A 24,925-nucleotide genomic window follows, 5' to 3' on the forward strand; every position below is an offset into this window, starting at 1 on the left:
GGTGTGCGGCGATGATGCGCCGCTTCGATGAGCGAAGCAAATACTGGATCAACGTCTCATATAGTGAGCAATGGATGGCGACACTCGATGAAGTGGCCCGCCGCGCCGGCGTGACGGCCGCGACGGTGTCGAACGTGCTGCGCAATCGCGGCCGGGTTGGCGATGAGACCCGCGCGCGGGTGCTCGAAGCGGTGCAGGCGCTCGGCTACCGGCCGCATTTGGCCGCGCGGGCGCTGGCGGAAGGGCGCGCGCCGACGGTCGCGCTGATGGTGTCGAGCATCGCGAACCCGTTTTATCCGGAGTTCGCGCTCGCGGTCGAGCGCGCGGTGCGCCGCAACGGGCAGTTCCTGATCGTCTGCAATACGAATGAAGACCCGCTGCAGGGGCGCGCGTATCTCGACCAGATCGCCGGTACGATCTCCGAAGGCATCCTCGTGACGAACGCGAACCTGCACCTGCCGGATCTCGCCGATGTTGCGCGGCGCGGCGTGCCGGTCGTGCTGTGTCTGTGGGAGCGGCCCGATGCGCCGCCGGAAGGGTTGCCGTGCGTCGCGGTGGATTTCCGCGAGGCGGGGCGGATCGCGACGCGGCATCTGGTCGAACTCGGGCATCGCGAGATCGGCGTGATCGTCGGCGGGTCGGCAAACGGCGTGCAGGCCGCGCGCTACGACGGCTTCGTCGATGTGATGCGCGAAGCCGGGCTGGACGCGTCACGCGTCGGCGCCGGGCACGATTCGATCGAAGGCGGCGTGCACGCGGCGGGGCAGTTGCTGGACGTGCATCCCGGGCTGACCGCGCTGGTCGCGACCAACGATCTCCCCGCGATCGGCGCGCTGCACGCAGCGGCCGATCGCGGCAGGCGCGTGCCCGACGACCTGTCGATCGTCGGCATTACCGATATTCATCTGGCGAGCGATACGCGGCCTACGTTGACGACGGTCGCGATCCCGACTGGCGAGGCGGCGGGGCTCGCGGTCGAGCTGCTCAATGCATTGCGCGAGGCGGGCGGGCAGATCGACGATGCGTCGCGCGTGCGAACGGCGTCGGCCCCGCGGCTGGTGGTGCGCGGTACGACAGGCCGTGTATCGAGTGAGAGCGCGACGCGGTAGATGTCGCGCGGGGCGGCGTGGAGCACTTCGAGGTTCCCGCCGCAACCGGCGCGGCCCGGCGCGCAGCCGCGTGCGGTGTGGAACACGGCAGACGCGGCGCCGGCCTCAACCGCCTTCGACGAGCCGCATCACGATGCTTCTGGCCGATTCGAGGTGCGCGACCGTCATCGAACGGGCGGCGCGCGCATTGCGCGCGCGGCACGCCTGCAGGATCTCCTCGTGCTCGACCTGGAACGACGGCGTATCCGCGAGCAGCGTGGTCTGCAAGCGCTCGTAGCGTTCGACCTGGCTGCGCAGCTCCCCGATCGACTTCAACTGCCGCGCGTTGCCGCAGCACGAATACAGCAACGCGTGGAATTCGCGGTTCAGTTCTCCCTGCCGGCGCGGCACGGTCGCGTCGCCGAGCAGGCGATGAACGAGTTCGGCGCGCGCGAGCGTCTCGTCGTCGAGCCGTTTTACGCTCCGGTAGATCGCATCGCCTTCGAGCAGCGCGCGCAGATCGTAGATTTCCTGCACGTCCGACGGGCTCAGCATGCGCACGACGGCGCCGCGATTCCTGAAGATATCCAGCAATCCTTCGCGTTCCAGACGCTGGATGGCCTCGCGCATCGGAATCCGGCTGATGCCGAACCGGTCGGCCAGGTCGCGTTCGACGAGCCGTTCGCCGGCTTCCAGCTCGCCGTTGACGATCATGTCCCGCAGCGATGCGGCCACCGCGTCCGCCGTGGAGTCGAGTTTGGCTTCCATGCCTGCGTGTTCCTCATTTCATTTTGGAATAATGGTATACCAAATGGAATTCCGGTGCCAAAATGGCGGCCATTGGCGGGCTTCATGAAATGAAATCGGGCCTGGTCCAAACAACCGACATCACTGGAGAGCGAGATGGCGTCTGGCGAACACAAGTATCGAGTTGCAGTGCAGTGGACGGGCAACCGCGGCACCGGCACGTCGGGGTATCGCGAGTATGGCCGCGATCATGTGATCCGCGCCGGTTCGAAGCCCGACATTCCCGGTTCGTCGGATGCAGCCTTCCGCGGCGACGCGTCGCGCTGGAACCCGGAAGACCTGCTGCTGGCGTCGGCATCGGCGTGCCACAAGCTCTGGTATCTGCATCTGTGCGCCGAGGCCGGCATCCGCGTGCTCGCGTATGTCGACAACGCGGAAGGGACGATGCTCGATAGCCCCGAGCAGGGGCGCTTCACCGAAATCGTGCTGCGCCCGCACGTGACCATCCAGGCCGGTGACGATCGCGAGCGGGCGGAACACCTGCATCACGATGCGCACGCGAAGTGCTATATCGCGAATTCGGTCAACTTCCCGATCCGCTGCGAACCGGTGATCGAGTTTGCAGCCGCGTGACGCGTTGGCGATGGAAAGCACGATGAAGCTTTTCTACGACTCAAGCAATGACCGCATGGCGCAGCACTTCGTGCTCGAAGAAGTCAACGCGGGCGGGCCACACACCCCGTCGCCGCGTCACAGCGCGACGCCGTAAACCTCCCGCGCAGCCACCCGAATCGCGTCGGCCATCACCTCGACGGCCGGCGAATGCAGCCGGTCGGTGCGCGTGATGATTCCGAAATCGTCCATCCGGCAGTCCATCTCCAGCGGCAGCACCGTGACGATCCCGTGTCGCGCGTAGTACCGCGCGACATCCTCCGCGAGCACCGCGATCATGTCGCTCTGCTCGATCAATTGCGTGATGAACAGCAGCGCGGCCGTCTCGACGACGTTCGCCGGCGGCGCGAGGCTCGCGCGCTGGAACACGAGCTCGAACCGATGGCGCAGCACGCTGCCGGCCGGCGGCATCACCCACGCGGCGCGCTGCACGTCGGCGAGCGACAGCGGCGCCTGCGCGAGCAGCGGATGGCCGGGCCGCACCACCGCAGCGACCGGCTCGCCGGTCAGCGGCTCGTAGCGCAGGTGCAGCTTGTCGTGTTCGGCGGACAGCCGGCCGAGCACGATGTCGAGCTTGTCCTGCGCGAGGTGTTCGAGCAGCGCGTTGCTCGTGTCGATCGCGACGGACACCCGCACGTTCGCATGCGTCCCCTTCACGGCTGCGACGGCTGGCGGCACGAGCCGCAATCCCGGCGACGTGATCGCGCCCACCGCCACGTGCCCGAGATGGCCGGCCTTCAGCGCGGCCAGTTCCTCGCGCGCCTGGTCGAGGCTGCCGAGCGCCGCGCGCGCGTGGCGGATCAGCGCGTCGCCGTACAGCGTCGGCCGCATCCCGCGCGGCAGCCGCTCGAACAGCACGGCGCCGATCGACTCCTCGAGCTCGCGCAGCAGCTTCGACGCGGCCGGCTGCGTCATGTTCAGCGCGGCCGCCGCGCGGTGAATGCTGCCTTCGTCGGCGAGCGCGACGACCAGCAGCAACTGGCGCGTCTTCAGGCGATTGCGGTTTCCCCACGGGCTGGCTTCGGTCATCGTACGGGTTTATATCGATATCGGAATCGATATCGTAATCGCCTAAAACGTCATTAGCGAGTTATCAAAATTCTGCCTAGACTGCGCCGGTATCCCGTCACCACAGGACTGACGATGTCGGCAACAAAACCCAGGCTGCGCTCCACCCAATGGTTCGGCACGAACGACAAGAACGGCTTCATGTACCGGAGCTGGATGAAGAACCAGGGCATTCCCGATCACGAATTCGACGGCCGGCCGATCATCGGCATCTGCAACACGTGGTCCGAACTGACGCCGTGCAACGCACACTTTCGCAAGCTCGCCGAGCACGTGAAGCGCGGGATCTCGGAAGCCGGTGGCTTCCCGGTCGAGTTCCCGGTGTTCTCGAACGGCGAATCGAACCTGCGGCCGTCCGCGATGCTCACGCGCAATCTTGCCTCGATGGACGTCGAGGAAGCGATCCGCGGCAACCCGATCGACGCAGTCGTGCTGCTCGCCGGCTGCGACAAGACGACACCGGCGCTGCTGATGGGCGCGGCGAGCTGCGACGTGCCGGCGATCGTCGTATCGGGCGGCCCGATGCTGAACGGCAAGCTCGAAGGCAAGAACATCGGCTCGGGCACGGCCGTGTGGCAGCTGCATGAAGCGCTGAAGGCCGGCGAGATCGACCTGCATCACTTCCTGTCGGCCGAAGCCGGCATGTCGCGCTCGGCCGGCACCTGCAACACGATGGGCACCGCGTCGACGATGGCGTGCATGGCCGAGGCGCTCGGCGTCGCGCTGCCGCACAACGCGGCGATTCCGGCCGTCGATTCGCGCCGCTACGTGCTCGCGCACATGTCCGGCATTCGCATCGTCGAGATGGCCCTCGAAGGGCTCGTGCTGTCGAAGGTGCTGACGCGCGCCGCGTTCGAGAACGCGATCCGCGCGAACGCGGCGATCGGCGGCTCGACCAACGCGGTGATCCACCTGAAGGCGATCGCGGGCCGCATCGGCGTGCCGCTGGAACTGGAAGACTGGATGCGCATCGGCCGCGGCACGCCGACGATCGTCGACCTGATGCCGTCGGGACGCTTCCTGATGGAGGAGTTCTATTACGCGGGCGGGCTGCCGGCCGTGCTGCGCCGGCTCGGCGAAGGCGGGCTGCTGCCGCATCCGGACGCGCTGACGGTCAACGGCAAGTCGCTGTGGGACAACGTGCGCGAAGCGCCGAACTACGACGACGAAGTGATCCGCCCGCTCGACCGGCCGCTGATCGCAGACGGCGGAATCTGCATCCTGCGCGGCAATCTCGCGCCGCGCGGTGCGGTGCTGAAGCCGTCGGCGGCGAGCCCCGAGCTGCTGAAGCATCGCGGCCGCGCGGTGGTGTTCGAGAACCTCGAGCACTACAAGGCGACGATCAACGACGAAGCGCTCGACATCGATGCGAGCTCGGTGATGGTGCTGAAGAACTGCGGACCGCGCGGGTATCCGGGGATGGCCGAGGTCGGCAACATGGGGCTGCCGCCGAAGCTGCTGCGCCAGGGCGTGAAGGACATGGTGCGGATCTCGGATGCGCGGATGAGCGGCACCGCGTATGGCACGGTCGTGCTGCACGTGGCGCCGGAAGCGGCTGCCGGCGGGCCGCTCGCCGCCGTGCGCAACGGCGACTGGATCGAGCTAGATTGCGAAGCCGGCACGCTGCACCTGGATATTACGGATGACGAACTGCAGCGCCGCCTGTCGGACGTCGATCCGACCGCGGCACCGGGCGTGGCCGGGCAGCTCGGCAAGGGCGGTTACGCACGGCTGTATATCGATCACGTGCTGCAGGCCGACGAGGGGTGCGACCTCGACTTCCTGGTCGGTACGCGCGGCGCGGACGTGCCGAGCCATTCGCATTGAGCGGCGGGCAGGTGCAAATCGACAAGGGCGGCGGCGGGGCCTGAGGGAAGCAGGGTGATGCGCTGGATGTGGTCGAGCGCTCAGGAAGGCGCAGCGTAAGGGCTAAGGCGCAAACGCAGACCGACCGCGATGCATGGGACGTACGCAAGCGCCAGAGCGCTAACGCAGACCGACAGGAGACAAGATGACGACGCAGTACACGCCCGCGCACATCGCGGCGGAACAGTCCGATTCGCCGGCAGCCGTCGACGAACGGCAACTGACGCGGCTGCTCACGCGCAAGCTGGTGCCGTTCCTCGCGCTGATTTACGTGGTCGCCTACGTCGACCGTACCGTCGTCGGCTTCGCGAAGCTGCACATGAACGCGGCGATCGGCCTCGGCGATGCCGCGTACGGACTCGGTGCCGGCCTGTTCTTCATCGGCTACTTCCTGTGCGAGGTGCCGAGCAACCTCGCGCTCGGACGCTTCGGCGCGCGCGTGTGGTTCGCGCGCATCCTCGCGACGTGGGGCGTGATCACGATGGCGATGGCGCTCGTGCAGGGGCCGACCAGCTTCTACGTGCTGCGCTTTCTGCTTGGTGCTGCCGAAGCCGGCCTCTATCCCGGCATCCTGTACTTCCTCACGCAATGGTTCCCGATGCGCGACCGTGCCCGCGTGATCGGCCTGCTCGTGCTCGCGCAGCCGCTCGCCGGCATCGTGACGGGCCCGCTCGCCGGCTGGCTGCTGTCCACGCACGGGCTGTTCGGCCTGTCGGACTGGCAGACGCTGTTCGTCGTGAGCGGCCTGCCGGCCGTGCTGCTCGCATGGCCCACGCTGCGGCTGCTTCCGGAGTCGCCCGCGCATGCGCGCTGGCTGGACGACGACGAACGCCGCTGGATCGCACGGCAGCTCGCCGCCGACCGCGACACGTATCGCCCCGATTCGCACGGCAATCCGCTCGCCGCATTGCGCGACCGCCGCGTGCTGCTGCTCGCCGCGCTGTTCCTGCCGTTTCCGCTGTGCATCTACGGGCTTTCGCTGTGGCTGCCGACGATCATCCACGCATTCGGCACCGGCGATGCGGCGACCGGGCTGCTGTCCGCGGTGCCGTACCTGTTCGCGGTGGTCGGCCTGCTCGTCGTGCCGCGCCATTCGGATCGCAAGCGCGAGCGCTACTGGCACATCGTCGTCGTGTCGGCCGCCGCCGCGGTGACGATGGCCGCGAGCGCGTGGGTGCGGCAACCGGCGCTGCAGTTCATGTTCATCTGCCTGACCGCGTTCTCGCTCTATTCGATCCAGGCCGTCGTGTGGGCGCTGCCCGGCGAATTCCTGACCGGCACGAGCGCGGCGGTCGGTATCGCGGCGATCAATTCGCTCGCGAATCTCGGCGGCTACTTCGGACCTTACGGGATCGGGCTGATCAAGGCATCGACCGGCAGCCTCGCGGCCGGCCTGTATTTTCTCGCGGCCACGCTGCTGTTCGCGGTGCTGATGACGTTCGTGGTCCGCGCCGCGCTGCGCACGCCCGAGCCGGCCGCGGGCGCGTTCGCCGGCGAATCCTGAACGCATTGTTTTCCGGCTGAACGCCGTTTCGACTGACGCAGGACCGAACCATGACATCGAGCAGCACACCGCGCTATCGCGGCATCTTCCCCGTCGTCCCGACGACGTTTACCGACACCGGCGAGCTCGACCTCGCGAGCCAGAAGCGCGCGGTCGATTTCATGATCGACGCCGGCTCGGACGGCCTGTGCATTCTCGCGAACTTCTCCGAGCAATTCGCGGTCACCGACGACGAGCGCGACGTGCTCACGCGCACGATCCTCGAGCACGTCGCCGGCCGCGTGCCGGTGATCGTCACGACATCGCATTACAGCACGCAGGTCTGCGCGGCGCGCAGCCTGCGCGCACAGCAGCTCGGCGCGGCGATGGTGATGGCGATGCCGCCGTACCACGGCGCGACGTTCCGCGTGCCCGAAGCGCAGATCTTCGATTTCTATGCGCGCGTGTCGGATGCGATCGACATCCCGATCATGATCCAGGACGCGCCCGCGAGCGGCACCGCGCTGTCCGCGCCGTTCCTTGCGCGGATGGCGCGCGAGATCGAGCAGGTCGCGTACTTCAAGATCGAGACGCCCGGTGCGGCGAACAAGCTGCGCGAGCTGATCCGGCTCGGCGGCGACGCGATCGAAGGGCCGTGGGACGGCGAGGAAGCGATCACGCTGCTCGCCGACCTGCATGCGGGCGCGACCGGCGCAATGACGGGCGGCGGGTTTCCGGACGGCATCCGGCCGATCCTCGAAGCGTTCCGCGAAGGGCGACACGACGATGCGTTCGCGCGCTACCAGGCGTGGCTGCCGCTGATCAATCACGAGAACCGCCAGTCCGGGATCCTGACCGCGAAGGCGCTGATGCGCGAAGGCGGAGTGATCGCGTGCGAGCGGCCGCGGCATCCGATGCCGGAACTGCACCCTGACACGCGTGCGGAGCTGATCGCGATCGCACGCCGGCTCGATCCGCTCGTGCTGCGCTGGGCGCGCTGAGCGAATGGCGAAGGAGAAACGCAAATGAGCAAGGTGATTTCGCTGGGCGTGATAGGGATCGGCAAGATCGCGCGCGACCAGCATCTGCCGGCGATCGCCGCCGAGCCGGGCTTCGTGTTGACCGCCTGCGCGAGCCGTCACGCGGAGGTCAACGGGGTACGCAATTATCCGGATCTGACCGCGCTGCTGGCCGCCGAGCGCGAGCTCGACGCCGTGTCGCTGTGCGCGCCGCCACAGGTGCGCTACGCGCAGGCACGCGCCGCGCTCGAAGCCGGCAAGCACGTGATGCTCGAGAAGCCGCCGGGCGCGACGCTCGGCGAAGTGGCTGCGCTGGACGCGCTCGCGCGCGAACGCGGCCTCACGCTGTTCGCGACCTGGCATTCGCGCTGCGCGAGCGCGGTCGAACCGGCGCGGGCATGGCTCGCGACGCGCACGATCCGCGCGGTGCAGGTGCGCTGGAAGGAAGACGTGCGACGCTGGCATCCGGGGCAGCAGTGGATCTGGGAGCCGGGCGGCCTCGGTGTGTTCGATCCAGGCATCAACGCGCTGTCGATCGTCACGCGGATCCTGCCGCGCGAACTCGTGCTGCGCGAAGCGACGCTCTATGTGCCGAGCGACGCGCAGATGCCGATCGCGGCCGAACTCGATTGCGCGGATACGGACGGCGTGCCGGTGCGTGCGGAATTCGACTGGCGCCACGGCCCGGTCGAGCAGTGGGAGATCGCGGTCGACACGTCGGACGGCGTGCTCGCGATCAGCCGCGGCGGCGCGCAGTTGTCGATCGACGGCGCGCCGGTCGAGATCGGGCCGGAGCGCGAGTATCCGGCGCTGTATGCGCATTTCCGCGCGCTGATCGCGCGCGGCGAAAGCGACGTCGACGTACGGCCGTTGCGGCTCGTCGCCGACGCGTTTCTGTTCGGGCGGCGCGTCGGGACCGACGCGTTCGGCCGCTGACACCGTGCCGGCGCACGCCACAGCGAGCGCGACCCGGCGCGATGAGTATTGAAGACCCCAGCCAATAGACAAGGAGACACCGCATGAACCGAACCAACCGAACGATTCGCCGGCACACCCTGCGCGCGCTGCTGGCCGCGCTTTGCATCGCGCCGCTCGGCATGCACGGCGCCGCGCATGCCGACGCGCCGCTGAAGATCGGCTTCCTGGTGAAGATGCCCGAGCAGGCATGGTTCATCAACGAGCAGAACGCGGCGTCCGCACTGGGCCAGAAGGAAAACTTCTCGGTCGTGAAGATCGGCACGCCGGATGGCGAGAAGGTGCTGGCCGCGATCGACAACCTAAACTCGCAAGGCGCGCAGGGTTTCGTGATCTGTGCACCCGACGTGCGCCTCGGGCCGGCGATCGCCGCGCGCGCGAAGCGCTACAACATGAAGTTCGTGACGGTTGACGACCAGCTCGTCGACTCGACCGGCAAGCCGCTCACGAACGTGCCGCACCTGGGGATGTCGGCGACCAAGATCGGCAACCAGGTCGGCCAGGCGATCGCCGACGAGATGAAGCGACGCGGCTGGAAGCCTGAGGAAGTCGGCGCGTTGCGCATCACCAATTACGAGTTGCCGACGGCGAAGCTGCGCACCGACGGTGCGACGCAGGCGTTGCTCGCGAACGGCTTCCGCAAGGAGAACATCTTCGACGCGCCGCAGAAGACGACCGATGACAGCGGTGGCCTGGAGGCGGCCTTCCCGGTGCTCTCACGCCATCCGAACGTGAAGAAATGGGTGGTCTTCGCGCTGAACGAGGAAACCGTGCTCGGCGCGGTGCGCGCGACCGAACAGCTGCACATCCCGGCGGCCGACGTGATCGGCGTCGGCATCAACGGCGCGGGCGAGGCATTCGCCGAATTCCAGAAGAAGGAACCGACCGGCTTCTACGGGACGATCGCGGTCAGCTCGACGAACCACGGCAAGGACAGCACGCAGAACCTCGTCGACTGGATCCGTAACGGCAAGACGCCGCCCGCCGACACGCAGACGAGCGGCAAGCTGATGACGCGCGCGAACTGGAAGGCCGTGCGCGCCGAGCTCGGCATCTGAGCGTGCGGGGCGACGACGCGATGACGATGCAGACGATGACGGCCGTGTCCGACAACGACGACGCGGCCACCTCCGGCGGCGCGCTGCTCGCGCTCGACGGCATCACGGTGACGTTCCCGGGCGTGCGCGCGCTCGATGGCGTGTCGCTGTCGGTGCGCGCGGGCGAAGTGCACGGGCTGATGGGCGAGAACGGCGCGGGCAAGTCGACGCTGCTGAAGGTGCTGTCCGGCGTGAACCAGCCGCAGGCCGGCACGCTGACGCTGAACGGCACGGTGCAGCACTTCGCGTCGACGCGCGCGGCGCTCGAGGCCGGCATCGCGATCATCTACCAGGAGCTGCATCTGGTGCCCGAGCTGACGGTCGCGGAGAACCTGATGCTCGGTCAGTTGCCGAGCCGGCTCGGCGTGGTCGACGAACGTGCGCTTGCCGTGCGCGCGCTCGATGCGCTGGAGCGGCTCGGCGAGCACATCGATCCGGGCATTCCGGTGAAGTATCTGTCGATCGGCCAGCGCCAGATGATCGAGATCGGCAAGGCGCTGATGCGCGACGCGCGCGTGATCGCGTTCGACGAACCGACCAGCTCGCTGTCCGCGCGCGAAACCAAGCAGCTGTTCCGCATCATCCGCGCGCTGCGCGCGGAAGGCCGCGCGATCATCTACGTCACGCACCGGATGGAGGAAGTGTATGAACTGTGCGACCGCGTGACCGTGTTTCGCGACGGCCGCCGCATCGACACGTTCGAATCCGTCGCCGATCTCGATCGCGACCGGCTGATCGGCTGCATGGTCGGCCGTTCGATCGAGGACGTGTACGGCTACCGGCCGCGCACGGCCGGCGACGTGCTGATCGAGGCGAAAGGGCTGGCGGGGCCCGGGTTATCCGAGCCCGTGTCGTTCGCCGCGCGGCGCGGCGAGATCGTCGGCTTCTTCGGGCTCGTCGGCGCGGGCCGTTCGGAGCTGATGAAGCTGCTGTACGGCGCCGCGCGCCCGAGTGCGGGGCACGTCGAGCTGAACGGGCGTCGCGTCGCGTTCGCAAGCCCGCGCGACGCGGTGCGTGCCGGCATCGCGCTGTGCCCGGAAGACCGCAAGCAGGAGGGCATCGTCGCGATCGCGTCGGTGGCCGACAACCTGAACATCAGCGCGCGCCGGCATTTCAGCCCGGCGCGCGTGCTGCTCGACGCACGGCGTGAACGCGAGCTCGCGCAACGCTACATCGAGCGGCTGGCGATCAAGACCCGCGACGGCGAGACGCCGATCGGCGCGCTGTCGGGCGGCAACCAGCAGAAAGTCGTCCTCGCGCGCTGGCTGGCCGAGCGCATCGACGTGTTCCTGATGGACGAGCCGACGCGCGGCATCGATGTCGGCGCGCGCGCGGAAATCTACAACCTGTTCTACGAGCTCGCGGAAGCGGGCCGCACGGTGATCATCGTGTCGAGCGACCTGGCCGAGGTGATCGGCGTGTCGGACCGGATCGTCGTGATGAAGGAAGGACGGATCGCGGGCGAGGTCGCGAAGGCGCAGGCGACGCCCGACGCGCTGATCAAGCTCGCGCTGCCGCGCTAGCGCCCCGCAACGATCAACCGGATGCAAATGAAATGAGCCAGGCAATGCAACCCCAACGCACTTCCCCGTCCCCCGATGCCGCCGCCGTGCCCGCACGCGCGCGCGGCGGCGTGTGGCAGCTGATCAACCGTTCCGGCATCGTGATGGTGTTTTTCGTGCTGTTCGCGACGCTGTCGCTGACCGTGCCGGACTTCTTCACGCCGCGCAACATCCAGGGCCTGCTGCTGTCGGTCACGCTGATCGGCTCGATCGCGGTGACGATGATGTTCGTGCTCGCGCTCGGCGAGGTCGACCTGTCGGTCGCGTCGATCGTCGCGTTCTCGGGCGTCGTCGCGTCGACGCTGATCACCGCGACGCACAGCGTCGTGCTCGGCATCGCGGCCGGCGTGCTCGCGGGCGGTGCGGTCGGGCTCGTCAACGGCGTGCTGATCGCGCGCTGGCGGATCAATTCCCTGATCGTCACGCTCGCGATGATGGAAGTCGTGCGCGGGCTCGCGTTCATCACGTCGAACGGCGACGCGGTGATGATTTCGGAGGAGCGCTTCTTCGAGCTCGGCGGCGGGTCGTTCCTCGGCATCTCGTATCCGATCTGGAGCAACATCGTCGGCTTCGTCGTGTTCGGCTTCCTCTTGCGCAAGACGGTGTTCGGCAAGAACGTGCTGGCCGTCGGCGGCAACGGCGAGGCCGCGCTGCTCGCGGGGCTGCCGGTGATGCGCATCAAGATCGCGGTGTTCGTGCTGCAGGGGCTCGTGACCGGCTTCGCCGGCGTGATGCTTGCGTCGCGGATGAGCCTCGGCGATCCGAAAACGTCCGTCGGCCTCGAGCTCGGCGTGATCTCCGCGTGCGTGCTCGGCGGCGTGTCGCTGACGGGCGGCGTCGCGACGATTTCCGGCGTGCTGGTCGGCGTGCTGATCATGGGTTCCGTGCAGGACGCGATGAGCCTGCTGAACGTGCCGACCTTTTACCAATATCTGATACGCGGCGGAATTCTGTTGCTCGCGGTGCTGTTCGACCAGTATCGTCGCAACCAGCGGCGCGCGATGAAGATCTGACCCTGACGAACGCGCGGCCGCCCGCGAAGGCGACAGACATCGGGAGACGGCATGCAACAGATTCATCCGGGCGCGGCGGCGCTGCTGGTCGACAGCCGCAATACGCTCGGCGAAGGCGCGACGTGGTGCGACGCGACGCACGCGCTGTACTGGACGGACATCGAAGGCGCGCGGCTGTGGCGCTGCCGCGCGGACGGCTCGGACCTCGCGCAGTGGCCGATGCCTGAACGGCTCGCGTGCTTCGCGCTGACGAACGAGCCGAATGTGCTGCTCGTCGGGCTCGCGACGCATCTTGCGTTCTTCGATCTGCGCAGCGGCGAATTCACGCGGATCGTCGACGTCGAACCCGATCTGCCGACGCGCCTGAACGACGGCCGCTGCGATCCGTTCGGCGCGTTCGTGTTCGGGATGAAGGACGAAGGCGGCGACCCGCCGCGCGCGGTCGGCGGCTTCTACCGGCTCAATCCGGACCTCACGCTCGACCGGCTTGCGTTGCCGGCGGCGGCGATCGCGAACAGCATCGCGTTCTCGCCGGACGGCACGAAGATGACCTTCTGCGATTCGATGGTGCGCGAGATTCGCGTCTGCGATTACGGCGCGGGCGGCGACGTGGCCAATGTGCGGCCGTTCGCGCGACTGACCGATGCGGACGGCGACCCGGACGGCTCGACGATGGATCGCGACGGCGGCCTGTGGAACGCGCAGTGGGGCGGCCGGCGGGTGGTGCGCTACGGGCCGGACGGCGTCGAGACGGACCGCGTTACCGTGCCGACAGCGCAGCCGAGCTGCGTGACGCTCGACGCCGAAGGCCGGCTTTATGTGACGAGCGCCCATGTCGGGTTGAGCGATGACGCGCTGGCGAGCGATGCGCACGCCGGCGGCGTATTCGTCGCCCGGACGCGCTACATGGGGCTGCCGACGGCGCGATTCGCGGGGGCGCCGCGCGGCTGACCGCGTATCGGATCCCGTTCATGGGATGCGTCTGACGCGGCGAGCCAGGCGATCAGGCGCGCGGTCTGCCGCGCATGCGCGAGCGCACGGTGGCAGTCCGGCTTGCCGGAGCACGCCGTTCGCGCCCCGACGTGCTGGTAAGATGGCCCGCAATTCCATCCCGCCCGCACCATGAGTTCCGCACCGACCAAGCCCGCGAACCCGAAAAACGCCGCGAAGAACGCCGCCCGTGCGACGGGCGACAAGCCGAAGGCCCGCGTGCCGCAGCGCCTGACCTACGTGGTCGGCAGTCTCGAACGGCTGCTGCGCCGCCACATGACCGACGCGCTCGCGCCGCTCGGCATCACGCTCGCGCAATACACGGCGCTGTCGGTGCTCGAGGCGCGCGGTGCGTCGTCGAACGCGCAGCTGGCGGAGCGCTCGTTCATCACGCCGCAATCGGCGAACGAGGTCATGAGCGTGATGGCCGCCCGCGGTTTCGTCACGCGCGAAGCCGACCCGTCGCATGGCCGCATCATCCTGCTGACGCTGACCGACGAAGGCGCGGCGATGCTGCGCGAATGCGAAGCCGTGCTGCGTCCGCTCGAGACGCGAATGCTCGGCGACGTCTCCATCGACGACGCCACGCACGTGCAGCGCGCGCTCGAACTGTTCGTACGCAACCTGCGCGGCTGACCCTTTCCCCGAACTTCCACGACACGGGCCCGTGCGGCCCGTGTTCGCTTTCCCGCCTGCTCGCCGGTCGCCTGACCGTTCCCCGATTCCATCGTTGCCGCCACTTTCCGCTCCGGGTTTACACCGGCGCTCGTGCCGCTTGCAATATCAGGTAGCCTGATATTAAATGAAGCCGTCCGCAGCAGGAATGCTGCGCACCGAATCGCACAGGAACGAACGACAGGAACCGACATGAGCAAGTACGACAACCGCTGGCAGACCGTTGAAGTGAAGGTGGAGGCCGGCATCGCGTGGGTCACGCTGAACCGCCCCGAGAAGCGCAACGCAATGAGCCCGACGCTGAACCGGGAGATGCTGGAAGTCCTCGACGCGGTCGAATTCGACGACGAGGCAAAGGTGCTGGTGCTGACCGGCGCGGGCGCCGCGTGGACGGCCGGCATGGATCTGAAGGAATATTTCCGCGAGATCGACGGCGGCTCCGACGCGCTGCAGGAAAAGGTGCGGCGCGACGCGTCGGAGTGGCAGTGGCGCCGCCTGCGGATGTACAACAAGCCGACCATCGCGATGGTGAACGGCTGGTGCTTCGGCGGCGGATTCTCGCCGCTCGTCGCGTGCGACCTTGCGATCGCGGCGGACGAAGCGGTGTTCGGCCTGTCGGAAATCAACTGGGGCATCCCGCCGGGCAACCTCGTCAGCAAGGCGATGGCGGACACGGTCGGGCATCGCCGCGCGCTGCACTACATCATGACCGGCGACACGTTCACCGGTGCGGAGGCCGCCGAAATGGGCCTCGTGAACAGCAGCGTGCCGCTGGCCGGCCTGCGCGACGCGACGATCGCGCTCGCCGCGCGGCTGATGGACAAGAACCCGGTCGTGCTGCGCGCGGCGAAGCACGGCTTCAAGCGTTCGCGCGAACTCACGTGGGAGCAGTGCGAGGATTACCTGTATGCGAAGCTCGACCAGGCGCAGCTGCGCGATCCGGAGCGCGGCCGCGAGCAGGGGCTGAAGCAGTTCCTCGACGACAAGACGATCAAGCCGGGCCTGCAGGCATACAAGCGCTGATACAAGCGCCGACGCAATCGACAGAGACAGGCAAGGCAGGAGACGACATGACCGACAGACGGATGCTGATCGCCGGCGAGTGGTGTACCGCCCGCGACGGCCGAACCTTCGACCGATTCAACCCCGCGACGGGCGCGCTCGCGTCGCGCGCGCCGGCGTCCGGCGTGGCCGACGCCGACGCGGCGATCGATGCCGCGCACCGCGCGTTCCCCGCATGGGCGGCGCTCGCGCCGACCGAGCGGCGCCGCCGGCTGCTGAAGGCGGCCGACCTGATGGACGCGCGCATCGACGCGTTCATCGCGACCGGCGTGGCCGAAACCGGCGCGACACCCGGCTGGCTCGGCTTCAACGTGACGCTCGCGGCGAACATGCTGCGCGAGGCCGCGTCGATGACGACGCAGATCGACGGCGACGTGATTCCGTCCGACGTGCCCGGCAATCTCGCGCTCGCGATGCGCGTGCCGTGCGGCGTCGTGCTCGGCATCGCGCCGTGGAACGCGCCGGTGATCCTCGGCACACGCGCGCTGGCGATGCCGCTCGCGTGCGGCAATACGGTCGTGCTGAAGGCGTCCGAAGCGTGCCCGGGCGTGCACGCGCTGATCGGCGCGGTGCTGGATGACGCCGGGCTCGGCGCGGGTGTGGTCAACGTGATCACGCACGCGGCGGCCGACGCACCCGAACTCGTCGAGCGGCTGATCGCGCATCCGCACGTGAAGCGGATCAACTTCACCGGGTCCACGCACGTCGGGCGCATCATCGCGCGCCATGCGGCCGCGCACCTGAAACCCGTGCTGCTGGAACTCGGCGGCAAGGCGCCGGTGCTCGTGCTCGACGATGCCGATCTCGATGCGGCCGTCGACGCGATCGCGTTCGGCGCGTTCTTCAACCAGGGGCAGATCTGCATGTCGACCGAGCGCGTGATCGCCGCGCGGCCGGTCGCCGATGCGCTCGTCGAACGGCTGACCGACAAGGCGCGCACGCTGGTCGCCGGCGATCCGCTGGCGGGCCATGCGCTCGGCGCGATGGTCGATGCGGCCGCGGCCGCGCGTGCCGCGTCGCTCGTCGAGGATGCGCGTGCGCACGGCGCGCGCCTGCCGCTCGGCTGCCGGATCGAGGGTGCGACGATGCAGCCCGCGATCGTCGACGGCGTCACGCGCGACATGCGGCTTTATCGCGAGGAATCGTTCGCGCCGGTGGTGGCGATCCTGCGCGCGGACAGCGACGACGAAGCGGTCGCGCTCGCGAACGACAGCGAGTTCGGGCTGTCGGCGAGCGTGTTCAGCCGCGACATCGCACGCGCGATGACGGTCGCGCGCCGGATCGAATCGGGGATCTGCCACGTCAACGGGCCGACCGTGCACGACGAGGCGCAGATGCCGTTCGGCGGCACGAAGGCGAGCGGCTACGGCCGCTTCGGCAGCCGCGCGTCGATCGCCGAATTCACCGAGCTGCGCTGGATCACCGTGCAGACCACACCGCGTCACTACCCGATATGAGCGAGCCGACGATGAATGTTGCGACGCCCGCGAGCGGGCCGGCGAACGACACGGGCGGCGTGCGCTATCGCGCGGCGGCCGTCGCGGTCGGCTCGGCCGAGATTCGTCGCGCGGAAAACGGCACGTGGTACCTGCGCTCGCGCGAACCGCTCGGCGACTATCCGACGCGCCTGACCGACTGCCTCGTGCGCGGCGCGCACGCGCATCCCGACCGCGTGCTCGCCGCGCGGCGCGGCGCCGACGGCCGCTGGATCGAGATCACTTACGCGCAGATGCTCGAACGCGCCCGCGCGCTCGGCCAGGGCCTCGTCGATCTCGGGCTGTCGGTCGAGCGGCCGCTCGCGGTGCTGTCCGGCAACGATCTCGAGCATCTGCAGCTGATGTTCGCGGCGATGCTGGCCGGCGTGCCCTATGCGCCGATCTCGCCCGCGTATTCGCTGGTGTCGACCGACTACGGCAAGCTGCGTCACACGCTCGGCGTGCTGCGGCCGGGCGCGGTGTTCGTCGCCGAACGCGCGCCGTTTGCGCGTGCCCTCGACGCGACGCTGCCGGCCGATGCGGCGCTGATCGTCGCGAACGATGCGGATGCGGAAACCGACGCGGCGGGCAGCGTCGTGCCGCTGTCGCGCCTGCTCGCGACCGTCCCGCGTACGATCGACGCGATCCATGAAGCAATCGGCCCCGATCATCTCGCGAAGATCCTGTTCACGTCGGGTTCGACGAAGCTGCCGAAGGCGGTGCCGACCACGCACCGGATGCTGTGCAGCAACCAGCAGATGCTGCGCCAGACGATGCCCGAGCTGACGCGCGAACCGCCGGTGCTGGTCGACTGGCTGCCGTGGAATCACACGTTCGGCGGCAGTCACAACCTCGGCATCGCGCTGTACAACGGCGGCACGCTGTACATCGACGACGGCCGCCCGATGCCGGGCCGCTTCGACGAAACCGTGCGCAACCTGCGCGAGATCGCGCCGACGATCTACTTCAACGTGCCGAAGGGCTGGGAAGAGCTGACGGCCGCGCTCGAGCGCGATGCCGTGCTGCGCGACACGTTTTTCTCGCGCGTGAAGCTGTATTTCTTCGGCGGCGCGGGGCTGTCGCAGGCCGCGTGGGACCGGCTCGACCGCGTGACCGACGCGCATTGCGGCGAGCGCATCCGGATCATGGCCGGCCTCGGGATGACGGAGGCGTCGCCGTCGTGCCTGTTCACGACCGGGCCGCTGATGCGCGCCGGCTATATCGGCCTGCCCGCGCCCGGCTGCGACGCGAAGCTCGTGCCGTGCGGCGGCAAGCTCGAACTGCGCTTCAAGGGGCCGAACGTGATGCGCGGCTACTGGCATGCCGACGTCGATCCGCGCGACGTGTTCGACGACGAGGGGTATTACCGCAGCGGCGACGCGGGCGTCTTTGCCGATCCGGCGCGGCCTGAACTCGGGCTGCTGTTCGACGGCCGGCTGACCGAGGATTTCAAGCTGAGCAGCGGCACGTTCGTCAGCGTCGGGCCGTTGCGGGCGAACGCGGTGTCGAGCGGCGCGCCGTACGTGCAGGACGTGGTCGTCACCGGGATCAATCGCGACGACATCGGGCTGCTGGTGTTTCCGCGCATCGACGCGTGCCGTGCGCTGGCGGGGCTCGCAGCCGATGCATCGGTTTCCGACGTGCTGCGCGCGCCGGCCGTGCGCGCGGCGTTCGCAGCATGGCTCACCGGGCTGAACCGGCATGCAAGCGGCGGTTCGACGTTCGTCGCGCGCATCCGGCTGATCGACACGCCGCCGTCGCTCGATCTCGGTGAAGTGACCGACAAGGGTTCGCTGAACCAGGCGGCCGTGCAGAAGCATCGCGCGGCGACGATCGACGCGCTGTACGACCCGGCGCGACGCGATCCCGACGTGATCTACGCGTAAGCAGAAGCAAACCGAAGCAAGCAGGAACAACGACCTGCCGGCCACGATACCGGCAGGCATTCTTGCGGCCAGTGAATCAGGCTGCCTGATAAGGTCGGCCGGTACGGGCCGACCGACTACAAGACATGGGACTGGAGACACGATGAACACTTACGTTGCCGAAAAACCCACGGTCGCGACCACGCTCGCGCTGTGTTTCGCGATCGCACTCCTCGAAGGGCTCGACCTGCAGTCGGTCGGCGTCGCCGCGCCCCGCATGGCGCGCGAATTCGGGCTTTCCGTGTCGGAGATGGGCATCGCGTTCAGCGCGGGCACCTTCGGGCTGCTGCCGGGCGCGATGCTCGGCGGGTGGCTCGCCGACCGGATCGGACGCAAGCGCGTGCTGATCGCGTCGACCGTGCTGTTCGGACTGCTGTCGATCGCCACCGCGCAGGTATCGACCTTCGCGATGCTCGTCGTCGTGCGCGTGCTGACCGGCATCGGCCTTGGCGGCGCGATGCCGAACCTGATCGCGTTGTCGTCCGAGGCGGTCGAGCCGCGCTCGCGCAGCAGCGCGGTGGCGACGATGTACTGCGGCATCCCGTTCGGCGGCGTGATCGCGTCGCTGATCGGCGTGCTGCTCGCCGGCGATACCGAATGGCGGCACATCTTCTACGTCGGCGGCGTGGGGCCGCTGCTGCTCGTGCCGCTGCTGGCGTTGTTCCTGCCGGAATCGCGCGCGTATCTCGACGTCGCCGGCACGCCGGCCGCGCGCACCAGCGTCGCGCGCACGCTGTTCGGCGACGGCCGCACGACATCGACGGTCGCGCTGTGGGTCAGCTACTTCTGCACGCTGATCGTCCTCTACTTCCTGTTGAACTGGCTGCCTTCGCTGATGGCCTCGCGCGGGCTCGATCGCGCGCACGTCGGCCTCGTGCAGATCGCGTTCAACGTCGGCGCGGGGCTCGGCGCGCTCGGCATCGGCGCGGCGCTCGACCGGATGCGCGCGTCGCGCGTGGTTGGCGGCATGTATGTCGGGATCGTGCTGTCGCTCACCGCGCTCGCGGCCGCGCCCGGTTTCGCGTCGCTCGCGGCGGCCGCGTTCGCGGCGGGGATGTTCGTGGTCGGCGGGCAGTCGGTGCTGTATGCGCTCGCGGCGATCTATTACCCGACCGCGATGCGCGGCACCGGCGTCGGCGCGGCGGTGGCAGTCGGCCGGCTCGGTTCCGTCGTCGGGCCGCTCGCGGCCGCGACGCTGCTGGCCGCCGGCCGCAGCGCGCCCGTCGTGATCGGCGCGAGCATCCCCGTCACGCTCGTCGCGGCCGTCGCCGCGCTGGCGCTGATTCGCCGCCCGCAAGCGAGCGACTGACGTTTCGTTTTTATCCATGCGCGCCGTCAGAGCGCGCAATTCATCAAGGTCTGGAGACGCAACGAAATGAAGACGAAGACAAGGAACGGCCTGCTGGCCGCCGGCGCGTGCTGCGCGCTGGCCGCGCCGGTTGCGCACGCGCAGTCGAGCGTGACGCTGTACGGGATCATCGACACCGGCGTCGAGTTCGTGTCGCACGCAAACGCCGCCGGCGACCACGTCGTGCGCATGCCGGGCGTGACGGGCGAGCTGCCGTCGCGCTGGGGCCTGCGCGGCACCGAGGATCTCGGCGGCGGCTACCAGGCGGTATTCACGCTCGAAAGCGGCTTCAACGTGCGCGGCGGCGATCTCGGGCAGGGCGGCAGGCTGTTCGGGCGGCAGGCGTTCGTCGGGCTGAAGAGCGGCTTCGGCACGCTCGCGTTCGGCCGCCAGTACACGATGACCTATCTCGCGCTGCAGGGCGCGGACATCATCGGCCCCGACATCTACGGGCTCGGCTCGTTCGACGCATACGTGCCGAACGGCCGCGCCGACAACGCGGTGACCTACGTCGGCACGTATCGCGGCGTGACGCTCGGCGCCGCGTATTCGTTCGGCCGCGACGGCGCCGGCACCGGCAACTCGCCGGGGCAGGGCACGTGCGCGGGGCAGGTGCCGGGCGATGCCGTCCAGTGCCGCAACTGGTCGGTGATGCTCAAGTACGACAGCGCGTATTTCGGTGCGGCGGCGTCGTACGAGGAGCAGCGCGGCGGCACCGGCGCGGCCGCGAATTTCTTCGACGGCGTCGCGCCCGTCCCCTTCACCAGCAGCGGCGGCAAGGACGCGCGCACGCACGTGAGCGCGTATGCGCAGGCGGCCGGCGCGAAGATCGGCGCGGGCTGGATCGGGCGGCGCGTGTCGACCGGTTCGCCGGCCGCGCCCGGCGCGCATTCGGACCTGTTCTTCGTCGGTGCGTCGTATGCGATCAAGCCCGACTTCGTCGTCGATGGCGAGGGTTACCGGATCGTCAACAGCGCGCACGACACGCGCGCGACGATGGCCACGCTGCGTGCGACCTATCTGCTGACCAAGCGCACGGCTGTCTACGCGCAATCGTCGTATCTGTGGAACAGCGCGCATGCACGCTACGCGGTCAGCGGCGGCGGGCCCGGCACGACGCCCGGCGCGGGGATGGGGCAGCTCGGCGCGATGGTCGGCGTGCGGCACATGTTCTGATCCGGCAGCCTGACGAACGGGAGCTATCTTGAACAGAAAATCTGCATTCCTTTGCATTGCACCGCTGTCGGCGGCGGCCATGCTCGCCGGGTGCGGCGGCGACGATTCGGTCAGCGCCACGCCGACGCACCTGAGCGCCGCGACGCCGGCCGCGATGACGCAGACCTGCGACGCGCTTGCCGCGAAGCTGTCGTATGCGAACACGTCGTTCACGTCGGTGACGACCGCGGCCGCCGGTGCGCTGACGGTGGCCGGCAAGCCGATCGCCGAGCACTGCGTGATCGACGGGAAGATGAATGAGCGCGTGAGCGCGGTCGACGGCAAGACCTATGCGATCGGCTTCGAAATGCGCTTGCCGAAAGCGTGGAACGGCCGCTTCTTCTACCAGGCGAACGGCGGGCTCGACGGCAACGTCGTGACCGCGACCGGCGAGATCGGCGGCGGCGGACCGCTGACCGACGCCCTGAACATGGGCTTCGCGGTGATCAGCTCGGATTCCGGGCACAGCGCCGCGCAGAACCCGCTGTTCGGACTCGACCCGCAGGCGCGCATCGACTACGGCTACGGCGCGGTCGACGCGCTCACGCCGATGGCGAAGCAGGTGATCCGGCTTGCATACGGCAAGGCGCCCGACCGCAGCTATTTCGGCGGCTGCTCGAACGGCGGCCGTCATGCGATGGTCACGGCGGTGCGCAACCCGGCCGACTACGACGGCATCATCGCGGGCGACCCGGGCTTCCATCTGCCGAAGGCGGCGATCGGCGAGATGTACGGCGCGCAGCAGTTCGCGAAGATCGCGTCGGCGACCGGCTCGAACGGGCTGCCGGACATCCGTAGCGGCTTCAACGATGCGGAGCGGCAGTTCGTCGGCGCGAAGATCCTCGAGAAATGCGATGCGCTCGACGGCGCTGCCGACGGGATGGTGCAGGACGTCGCCGCATGCCAGGCGCATTTCAGCGTCGAGACGGACATCCCGACCTGCGCGAACGGAACGCGTACCGGCACCTGCCTGACGATCGCGCAGAAGAGCGCGCTCGAGAACGTGTTCGCGGGCGCGCGCAACAGCGCGGGCACGGCGCTCTATGCGAGCTTTCCGTACGATCCGGGCATTGCCGGCGGCGGCTGGGCCGCGTGGAAGCAGTCGAATTCGATCACGCTCGACCCGGCCGCGATGGCGTTCACGTTCATGACGCCGCCGAAAACCGCCGCGACGCTCGCGAACCTCGCCGGCTTCGCGCTCGGCTTCGACATGGACAACGACGCGCCGGCGATCTTCGCGACGAACGGCCCATACACGCAATCCGCGTGGTCGTTCATGACGCCGCCCGACGAGACCAACCTGTCCGCGCTGAAGTCGCGCGGCGCGAAGCTGCTGGTCTATCACGGCACCGGCGACCCGGTCTTCTCGTACAACGACACGAGCGACTGGTACGGGCGGCTCGCGCAGGTGAACGGCGGCGACGCGTCGGACTTCGCGCGCTTCTATCCCGTGCCGGGCATGAACCACTGCTCCGGCGGGCCGGCAGCCGACCAGTTCGACATGCTGACGCCGCTCGTCGCGTGGGTCGAGCAGGGGCAGGCGCCCAAGGCGATCGTCGCCGCGGCGCGCGACACGACGAACGCGGTGCCGAATGCGGACGTGCCGACGTCGTGGGGAACGGGGCGCACGCGTCCGCTGTGTCCGTATCCGCAGGTCGCGCGCTACAACGGGTCGGGCGACGTGAACTCGGCGGCGAGCTTCAGTTGTCGCTGACGTAGCGGGCGTGTGAATGTACCGCTGCGCGGGTGCATCGGTGCATTCACCGTCGTTTTGCAGGGGACGTGGCGATCGTGCGGGCCTGAACGGAAGCGGCGATGCGCCGCGCGCGACGATGGCGTTTGCCGCCGGACGCCGCATCCGGGGATACTATGGCGCTTTTCCATCGGCGCGACGCGTCCTGATCGACGTTGCCCGCCAGGTATCCTTCCTCTGATTCGACCATGCAAACCGTTGCGGTACTCGACTTCGAAACAACCGGGCTTTCCCCGAACATGGGAGACAGGGCGACCGAGATCGCCGTGATTCTGCTGCGCGACGGCGAGATCGTCGACCGCTACCAGAGCCTGATGAACGCGGGGCGCCGCATTCCGTCCGACGTCGTCGCGCTCACCGGAATCACGAACGAGATGATTGCGTCGGCGCCGCCGGTGTCGAAGGTCATGAAGGAAGCCGCCGCATTCGTCGGAAGCCACCCCGTCGTCGCGCACAACGCCGGCTTCGACAAGCGATTCTGGCAGGCCGAACTGGGCATGCTCGGCATGGCGGCCGAGCATGCGTTCGCGTGCACGATGCTCGTCGCGCGGCGCATCTACCCGCATGCGCAAAGTCACCGGCTGTCGAGCCTCGCCGACATGCTGCGGCTGCCGAAGGCAGGCCGTGCGCACCGCGCGATGGTCGACGCGGAGATCGCGAGCCATCTGTGGTGCCGGATGCAGCGCGACATCGGCGAGACTTACGGGCTGCGACAAGTCGATCACGGGCTCATGTCGCGATTGCAGGCGACGAGCAAGGCCAAGGTCGCGACGTTTTTCGGATCATTGGCCGCCGACCGGCGCTGACGTCGATCGTCACTCGCCGATCTCCACCGGCACCTCGAGCCCGACCTTCACGCGGCTCATGCTCACCAGCGTCTTGAACCGCTTCACGTTGTTGTTCGCGAAGAACAGCTCGCGCGTGAGCGCGTGGTGCTGATGGCCGGTCGGTGCGTGCTATTTCGCGGAAGTGGCGCGGCGCGCGTTAAAGGCGGTGTAACGGCCGTCAGGCCGCCGGAACAGGGCGGCTGTCACGAAGCGGTTACGCTTCGGCCGCCCGCTTGCCCGGCGCGTCGGACGTGCTCGTGCGATCGAGGATCGCCAGCACTTCGCGCGCGGTGTTCTCCGAATGGCTGCGCAGCACCTGCGGCAGCTGCGTGTGGTCGGGATCGGCGAGCGCGGCCATGATGGCTTCGTGCTCGTGCAGCGATTCGGCCCAGCGCAGCGTGTCCGCGTTCGCGGCGCCGCGTGCGCGGTGCACCTTCGACATCAGCGACGCATAAATGCCCGACATCACCGGGTTGCCCGCCGCGTCGACGATCATCTGATGAATCTGCTGGTTCAGCCGGAAATATTCGACACGCTTGCCGGCCTCGTGGCACTCCACCATCCGCCGGTGCTTCGCCTGCAACGCGGTGAGCGTCGACGCGGCGATGCGCTTGCGCAGCAACTCTCCCGCCATCGCCTCGAGCCCGTGCAGCAGCTCGAACGTCGACACGAGATCGTCGACGTCGATCGGTGCGACGCGATAGCCGATGTACTGGCGATGCGTGACGGCGCCTTCCGCGACGAGGACCTTCAGCGCTTCGCGCAGCGGCGTCTTCGACACGTCGAACGCGAGGCTCAGTTCCTTTTCGTCGATCCGAGCGCCGGGCGGCAATTCGCCTTCGTCGATCATCACGCGCAGGCGCGCGGCGATCTCCGCGGCCATGCCGCGGGTGCGCAGAAGCAGGGGATTGCGGGGTGTCTGGCTCATGATGGGGCAAGCTTATCACGATATCGGGGCTTACCCTGCACCATCTTAGTTATACAACAAATTCAATGAAACCAAGTGTTTATGCTAACGGTAATTATAAATTTCTAATCCTATACTCGGCTCCACGTTGCGCGACG

At 68.4% G+C, this 24,925-nt stretch carries 21 protein-coding genes and 1 pseudogene; 18 read left to right on the forward strand and 4 right to left on the reverse strand.

Going from position 1 to position 24,925, the window contains the following annotated elements; translation table 11 throughout:
* Positions 1-74 precede the first annotated feature (74 nt).
* Positions 75-1,109 carry a LacI family DNA-binding transcriptional regulator gene (locus BTE28158_RS22895; protein ID WP_151049209.1) on the forward strand — a complete coding sequence of 345 codons (1,035 nt, stop codon included), beginning with the start codon at positions 75-77 and terminating at the stop codon, positions 1,107-1,109.
* Between the two features lie 105 nt (positions 1,110-1,214).
* Here BTE28158_RS22895 and BTE28158_RS22900 read toward each other — a convergent pair whose 3' ends face one another.
* Complete coding sequence (locus tag BTE28158_RS22900) at positions 1,215-1,856, reverse strand: GntR family transcriptional regulator (RefSeq protein ID WP_151049206.1); 642 nt, start codon at positions 1,854-1,856, stop codon at positions 1,215-1,217.
* Between the two features lie 135 nt (positions 1,857-1,991).
* Between BTE28158_RS22900 and BTE28158_RS22905 the strand changes: the two genes are divergently transcribed.
* Positions 1,992-2,468, forward strand: a complete 477-nt coding sequence (locus BTE28158_RS22905; RefSeq protein WP_124901771.1) for an OsmC family protein — start codon at positions 1,992-1,994, stop codon at positions 2,466-2,468.
* Positions 2,469-2,585: 117 nt separating this feature from the next.
* On the opposite strand, the gene BTE28158_RS22910 is transcribed toward BTE28158_RS22905, so the two are convergent.
* A complete protein-coding gene (locus tag BTE28158_RS22910) occupies positions 2,586-3,536 on the reverse strand; it encodes a LysR family transcriptional regulator (protein ID WP_059604715.1) in 951 nt (316 codons plus the stop codon).
* Between the two features lie 114 nt (positions 3,537-3,650).
* Between BTE28158_RS22910 and BTE28158_RS22915 the strand changes: the two genes are divergently transcribed.
* The 16 genes from BTE28158_RS22915 to BTE28158_RS22990 all read left to right on the forward strand — a co-directional run bounded on the left by BTE28158_RS22915 (position 3,651) and on the right by BTE28158_RS22990 (position 23,839).
* On the forward strand, positions 3,651-5,402 hold the full coding sequence (locus tag BTE28158_RS22915) for an IlvD/Edd family dehydratase (RefSeq protein WP_059604718.1): 1,752 nt from the start codon (positions 3,651-3,653) through the stop codon (positions 5,400-5,402).
* A gap of 184 nt (positions 5,403-5,586) precedes the next feature.
* Positions 5,587-6,945 carry an MFS transporter gene (locus tag BTE28158_RS22920; protein ID WP_151049204.1) on the forward strand — a complete coding sequence of 453 codons (1,359 nt, stop codon included), beginning with the start codon at positions 5,587-5,589 and terminating at the stop codon, positions 6,943-6,945.
* Positions 6,946-6,995: 50 nt separating this feature from the next.
* Positions 6,996-7,925 (forward strand): dihydrodipicolinate synthase family protein, encoded by a 930-nt coding sequence (locus BTE28158_RS22925; RefSeq protein ID WP_059604723.1) that lies wholly within the window; start codon positions 6,996-6,998, stop codon positions 7,923-7,925.
* 24 nt (positions 7,926-7,949) lie between these two features.
* Positions 7,950-8,879: a Gfo/Idh/MocA family protein gene (locus BTE28158_RS22930; RefSeq protein WP_059604726.1), complete on the forward strand. Its 930-nt coding sequence runs from the start codon at positions 7,950-7,952 to the stop codon at positions 8,877-8,879.
* Between the two features lie 83 nt (positions 8,880-8,962).
* Entirely contained in the window at positions 8,963-9,976 is a 1,014-nt protein-coding gene (locus BTE28158_RS22935) for an arabinose ABC transporter substrate-binding protein (protein ID WP_059604729.1), read from the forward strand.
* A 20-nt stretch (positions 9,977-9,996) separates the two neighbouring features.
* A complete protein-coding gene (gene araG / locus BTE28158_RS22940) occupies positions 9,997-11,538 on the forward strand; it encodes an L-arabinose ABC transporter ATP-binding protein AraG (protein ID WP_151049230.1) in 1,542 nt (513 codons plus the stop codon).
* A 32-nt stretch (positions 11,539-11,570) separates the two neighbouring features.
* Complete coding sequence (gene araH / locus BTE28158_RS22945; RefSeq protein ID WP_059604732.1) at positions 11,571-12,590, forward strand: L-arabinose ABC transporter permease AraH; 1,020 nt, start codon at positions 11,571-11,573, stop codon at positions 12,588-12,590.
* Positions 12,591-12,641: 51 nt separating this feature from the next.
* On the forward strand, positions 12,642-13,541 hold the full coding sequence (locus BTE28158_RS22950) for an SMP-30/gluconolactonase/LRE family protein (protein WP_151049202.1): 900 nt from the start codon (positions 12,642-12,644) through the stop codon (positions 13,539-13,541).
* Between the two features lie 171 nt (positions 13,542-13,712).
* Entirely contained in the window at positions 13,713-14,216 is a 504-nt protein-coding gene (locus BTE28158_RS22955; protein ID WP_151049199.1) for a MarR family winged helix-turn-helix transcriptional regulator, read from the forward strand.
* 231 nt (positions 14,217-14,447) lie between these two features.
* Positions 14,448-15,278, forward strand: a complete 831-nt coding sequence (locus BTE28158_RS22960; RefSeq protein WP_050013424.1) for a p-hydroxycinnamoyl CoA hydratase/lyase — start codon at positions 14,448-14,450, stop codon at positions 15,276-15,278.
* Positions 15,279-15,325: 47 nt separating this feature from the next.
* On the forward strand, positions 15,326-16,774 hold the full coding sequence (locus tag BTE28158_RS22965) for an aldehyde dehydrogenase (RefSeq protein ID WP_174920099.1): 1,449 nt from the start codon (positions 15,326-15,328) through the stop codon (positions 16,772-16,774).
* A complete protein-coding gene (locus BTE28158_RS22970) occupies positions 16,771-18,678 on the forward strand; it encodes a feruloyl-CoA synthase (RefSeq protein ID WP_151052421.1) in 1,908 nt (635 codons plus the stop codon). The genes BTE28158_RS22965 and BTE28158_RS22970 overlap by 4 nt, the downstream gene beginning before the upstream one ends.
* 142 nt (positions 18,679-18,820) lie before the next feature.
* Positions 18,821-20,026, forward strand: a complete 1,206-nt coding sequence (gene mhpT / locus BTE28158_RS22975; protein WP_174920101.1) for a 3-(3-hydroxy-phenyl)propionate transporter MhpT — start codon at positions 18,821-18,823, stop codon at positions 20,024-20,026.
* Between the two features lie 66 nt (positions 20,027-20,092).
* On the forward strand, positions 20,093-21,241 hold the full coding sequence (locus tag BTE28158_RS22980; RefSeq protein WP_059604750.1) for a porin: 1,149 nt from the start codon (positions 20,093-20,095) through the stop codon (positions 21,239-21,241).
* A 28-nt stretch (positions 21,242-21,269) separates the two neighbouring features.
* Complete coding sequence (locus BTE28158_RS22985; RefSeq protein WP_151049864.1) at positions 21,270-22,994, forward strand: tannase/feruloyl esterase family alpha/beta hydrolase; 1,725 nt, start codon at positions 21,270-21,272, stop codon at positions 22,992-22,994.
* Positions 22,995-23,221: 227 nt separating this feature from the next.
* Entirely contained in the window at positions 23,222-23,839 is a 618-nt protein-coding gene (locus BTE28158_RS22990) for a 3'-5' exonuclease (protein ID WP_059604755.1), read from the forward strand.
* A 9-nt stretch (positions 23,840-23,848) separates the two neighbouring features.
* Here the strand turns inward: BTE28158_RS22990 and BTE28158_RS32570 are convergent.
* A pseudogene (locus tag BTE28158_RS32570) lies at positions 23,849-23,971 on the reverse strand (AsnC family transcriptional regulator); the annotation flags it as partial.
* A gap of 103 nt (positions 23,972-24,074) precedes the next feature.
* The gene (locus BTE28158_RS22995) at positions 24,075-24,788 is read right to left on the reverse strand and encodes a GntR family transcriptional regulator (protein ID WP_151049866.1); all 714 of its coding nucleotides are present in this window, start codon (positions 24,786-24,788) and stop codon (positions 24,075-24,077) included.
* Positions 24,789-24,925: the final 137 nt, after the last annotated feature.

This window comes from Burkholderia diffusa (assembly GCF_902499115.1).
In the GTDB taxonomy this organism is placed as follows: Bacteria; Pseudomonadota; Gammaproteobacteria; order Burkholderiales; family Burkholderiaceae; genus Burkholderia; species Burkholderia diffusa.

Excerpts from the sequence above, each read along its gene's own strand:
- BTE28158_RS22895 (WP_151049209.1), top strand. The coding sequence starts at position 75 with ATGGCGACACTCGATGAAGTGGCCCGCCGCGCCGGCGTGACGGCCGCG.
- BTE28158_RS22900 (WP_151049206.1), bottom strand. The coding sequence starts at position 1,856 with ATGGAAGCCAAACTCGACTCCACGGCGGACGCGGTGGCCGCATCGCTG.
- BTE28158_RS22905 (WP_124901771.1), top strand. The coding sequence starts at position 1,992 with ATGGCGTCTGGCGAACACAAGTATCGAGTTGCAGTGCAGTGGACGGGC.
- BTE28158_RS22910 (WP_059604715.1), bottom strand. The coding sequence starts at position 3,536 with ATGACCGAAGCCAGCCCGTGGGGAAACCGCAATCGCCTGAAGACGCGC.
- BTE28158_RS22915 (WP_059604718.1), top strand. The coding sequence starts at position 3,651 with ATGTCGGCAACAAAACCCAGGCTGCGCTCCACCCAATGGTTCGGCACG.
- BTE28158_RS22920 (WP_151049204.1), top strand. The coding sequence starts at position 5,587 with ATGACGACGCAGTACACGCCCGCGCACATCGCGGCGGAACAGTCCGAT.
- BTE28158_RS22925 (WP_059604723.1), top strand. The coding sequence starts at position 6,996 with ATGACATCGAGCAGCACACCGCGCTATCGCGGCATCTTCCCCGTCGTC.
- BTE28158_RS22930 (WP_059604726.1), top strand. The coding sequence starts at position 7,950 with ATGAGCAAGGTGATTTCGCTGGGCGTGATAGGGATCGGCAAGATCGCG.
- BTE28158_RS22935 (WP_059604729.1), top strand. The coding sequence starts at position 8,963 with ATGAACCGAACCAACCGAACGATTCGCCGGCACACCCTGCGCGCGCTG.
- araG (WP_151049230.1), top strand. The coding sequence starts at position 9,997 with ATGACGATGCAGACGATGACGGCCGTGTCCGACAACGACGACGCGGCC.
- araH (WP_059604732.1), top strand. The coding sequence starts at position 11,571 with ATGAGCCAGGCAATGCAACCCCAACGCACTTCCCCGTCCCCCGATGCC.
- BTE28158_RS22950 (WP_151049202.1), top strand. The coding sequence starts at position 12,642 with ATGCAACAGATTCATCCGGGCGCGGCGGCGCTGCTGGTCGACAGCCGC.
- BTE28158_RS22955 (WP_151049199.1), top strand. The coding sequence starts at position 13,713 with ATGAGTTCCGCACCGACCAAGCCCGCGAACCCGAAAAACGCCGCGAAG.
- BTE28158_RS22960 (WP_050013424.1), top strand. The coding sequence starts at position 14,448 with ATGAGCAAGTACGACAACCGCTGGCAGACCGTTGAAGTGAAGGTGGAG.
- BTE28158_RS22965 (WP_174920099.1), top strand. The coding sequence starts at position 15,326 with ATGACCGACAGACGGATGCTGATCGCCGGCGAGTGGTGTACCGCCCGC.
- BTE28158_RS22970 (WP_151052421.1), top strand. The coding sequence starts at position 16,771 with ATGAGCGAGCCGACGATGAATGTTGCGACGCCCGCGAGCGGGCCGGCG.
- mhpT (WP_174920101.1), top strand. The coding sequence starts at position 18,821 with ATGAACACTTACGTTGCCGAAAAACCCACGGTCGCGACCACGCTCGCG.
- BTE28158_RS22980 (WP_059604750.1), top strand. The coding sequence starts at position 20,093 with ATGAAGACGAAGACAAGGAACGGCCTGCTGGCCGCCGGCGCGTGCTGC.
- BTE28158_RS22990 (WP_059604755.1), top strand. The coding sequence starts at position 23,222 with ATGCAAACCGTTGCGGTACTCGACTTCGAAACAACCGGGCTTTCCCCG.
- BTE28158_RS22995 (WP_151049866.1), bottom strand. The coding sequence starts at position 24,788 with ATGAGCCAGACACCCCGCAATCCCCTGCTTCTGCGCACCCGCGGCATG.